The organism is Nostoc sp. KVJ20 (genome assembly GCF_001712795.1).
Taxonomy (GTDB): Bacteria; Cyanobacteriota; Cyanobacteriia; order Cyanobacteriales; family Nostocaceae; genus Nostoc.
On sequence record NZ_KV757648.1, the window covers coordinates 16,687 to 19,596 of the forward strand.

At 55.2% G+C, this 2,910-nt stretch carries 3 protein-coding genes; all 3 read left to right on the forward strand.

Translation table 11 applies throughout. The annotated features are described in order from the left end of the window. Positions 1 to 139: 139 nt before the first annotated feature. On the forward strand, positions 140 to 691 hold the full coding sequence (locus A4S05_RS22375; RefSeq protein ID WP_069071998.1) for a hypothetical protein: 552 nt from the start codon (positions 140 to 142) through the stop codon (positions 689 to 691). 19 nt (positions 692 to 710) lie between these two features. Beyond that, positions 711 to 2,036 (forward strand): Dyp-type peroxidase, encoded by a 1,326-nt coding sequence (locus tag A4S05_RS22380; RefSeq protein ID WP_069071999.1) that lies wholly within the window; start codon positions 711 to 713, stop codon positions 2,034 to 2,036. 38 nt (positions 2,037 to 2,074) lie between these two features. Next, positions 2,075 to 2,910 (forward strand): hypothetical protein (locus tag A4S05_RS22385; protein ID WP_069072002.1); only part of this gene is annotated, 836 nt, incomplete at its 3' end.

The window sequence follows — 2,910 nt, forward strand, 5'->3', positions numbered from 1 at the left end:
ACTGGCTAGAAAGACAATTTACCTTTCTAAGACTGAGGAAATGCATGACTTGGTTATTGGGCTCTTTATCAATCGCTACGAGTTTGGCTTAAACGTCTAACAACAGTTTAATAACACCACCTAAGAAAGGAAGATTGATATGCAGAACGATTGGACGAAACCCGCCGCTATGGCGATCCCAAAGGGAGGAGTCTTCAAACAGGAGCAGGGAAGATACGGCCCGATTTTTCCCAAAACTCCCGCGTGCTACGGCTTCACGATCATCGCAAAAATCAAGCCTGGTACGGAGGAGACCATCCGCGAATATGGGAAGACGCTCGAGAAGACCATCGCCGATTTGCCGGACGGTCTGGCTGTGCTCAAGCTGCATTACCTGCGCTGGGTGCTGTTTGACATCGGCAAGGAGACATACTTCATGTACCAGGGCATTTTTGACACAGACTTCGATAAATACACTGAGGATGCCGTTGCGCTCTTTTCACAGTACGGTATCAATACTGTTTTTGAGAATCTTGAGGGATTTCCGGAGGACTGGAAGACGAACACACCGGCGTTCATCCAATTCGTCCGCGAGCACCAGTGTCCAAGCTTCCTCGAATACGGAGAGTATCCCTACGTAAGTTCCGACGAAATCAAGAAAGCCCTCAAACTCAAGGCGGCATTCTCCGACATGCTTGACCAGATGCAGTAATCCCTCAGGAGGACTTGATATGCTTGAGTTTGACGACATTCAGTACATTCTGTTGACTCGTGTGCCTGCGCTCACCGGACGGTATGAATTTCTATCGTTCCGGAACCCTGCTGGTGGACGAGCATGGCTAGCTGCCATTCTTGAAAAGGTACAGTCGTCTGCGGAGGTTCGTGCTTCGGTCGAACAGGACAACCGATGGGTGAGCGTGGCCTTCACCTGGAACGGCCTGCGGGCGCTGGGTATGGATGAGGCATCGCTGGATACGTTTCCTGAGGAGTTCAAGCAGGGCATGGTGGCCCGTGCGGAGATCCTCGGCGACATCGGCGCGAATCATCCTGACAATTGGGTGGGAGGTCTGGCTAGCCCGGATCTCCATGCAATTGTGATTCTCTTTGCCCGCGATAACGCAGAGCGCGATCGCTGCAAGGCGGAGCACCAGCAACTGGTCGCGCAGTGCGAGGGAGTGGAAGTGCTCTCGGCATTGGATCTGGAGGCAACGCCGCCTTTCAACTATGCACACGACCACTTCGGCTACCGCGATCGGCTCTCGCAGCCAGTCATCGAAGGATCGGGCGAAGAGCCGACGCCCGGCTCCGGTGCGCCGCTGAAGGCGGGCGAGTTCATCCTGGGCTACCCAGACGAATACGGTTCCCCAGCCAATCTGCCACAACCTGAGATCCTCTCTCGGAACGGTAGCTACATGGCCTATCGACGCCTACAGGAGCATATCATCGAGTTTCGTGACTTCCTCCGCCAGCACGGTCAGACGCCGGAAGAGCAGGAACTTGTGGCAGCAAAGTTGATGGGCCGCTGGCGCAGCGGCGCACCGCTGGTGCTGTCCCCAGACAAGGACGATCCAGCACTTGCCGTGGATATGCAGCGGAACAACGACTTCAGCTATGCGACTATGGACCCGCATGGCTATGCCGTACCCCTCGGCTCCCATATCCGTCGCCTGAATCCTCGTGATACAGGGGCGAACATGAACCGGCGGCGGATGATCCGTCGTGGGGCAACCTACGGGCCGCCACTCCCGGAGGATGCGCCGGAAGACGGGATAGAGCGTGGCATTGCTGCCTTCGTGATCTGCGCGAGCCTGATTCGTCAGTTTGAGTTCGCGCAGAACGTGTGGGTGAATGACAAGAACTTCCACGAACTCGGCAACGAGCGCGATCCGATTATCGGCACGCAGGACGGCACCCTTGACTTCAAGATCCCGAAGCGGCCAATCCGGAAAACCATCAAGGGCATTCCGGCATTCACCACGGTTCGGGGCGGGGCTTACTTCTTTCTGCCCGGACTGAAGGCACTTTGGTACCTGGCGTCACTGAGCAGTGGCAGGTAACTTTAGAATCCGATCAAATAAAAGGAATGGTGGTGAAAATGAGCAAGCTCAATCGAGTTGGGCGAACGTACAACCAGAACCATGTGCCGCGACCGTACACGCCGAACAAACGTCGGTTCAGCATTTACTGGACGTGGAGTTATCCTTGGGAAGCCAACCGAGATCTGACCGAATTGGATAACCGGTTTTCGACGATGACCGAAGTCCGTCGGGTCGGCTGGCCGAACTTTGAGGGATCTGAGTGGGATAAGATGAATTTCTTGCAGGGCATCGCTGGTACTCTGGAGCTATTCCACCGATCAACCATCGATTTTCAGCAAATCGTGGGCGAGATTACTGGGCAGCCGGTCGCCGTTTACCAACGCATTGACCAGGCAGGTTACAAACTCCTGATTGATGAAAGAATTCTGGTAGACACGGATACATTGATGGTGTTCGGTCTGGATCACCTCGTATCCGAGCAAGAGGCCGAAAAGGGAGAAATCGACGCGATCCGGGAGTGGCTTAAGCGGGAAGGTACGTGCCTGCTCCTTGCGCCGCATCATGACGTGGGTTTCACGAGCGACATGCAGCAGCGCCAGATGGAGTATAAGCATCATGGCGACGAACTCGTGCCGCGCCAGCAGCGCTTCGGTCAGTACACGCGATCGCTGATGAAAGAACTCGAAGTGCCCGTACTTAATCAGTTTGGACTCCGGCCTGCCGTCGTACAAGGAAGCAACCAGATCGCACCCCTGACCGTCCACAAGGATCTCGACAAACTGGGTTTGCTGAATGGAGTGACCACGTTCAACTTCCATCTGCATCTGCCCCACTATGCGCTGACGACAGAGGACACGAAGCCCATTCATGTTCTGGCGACGCAGCCGATCGA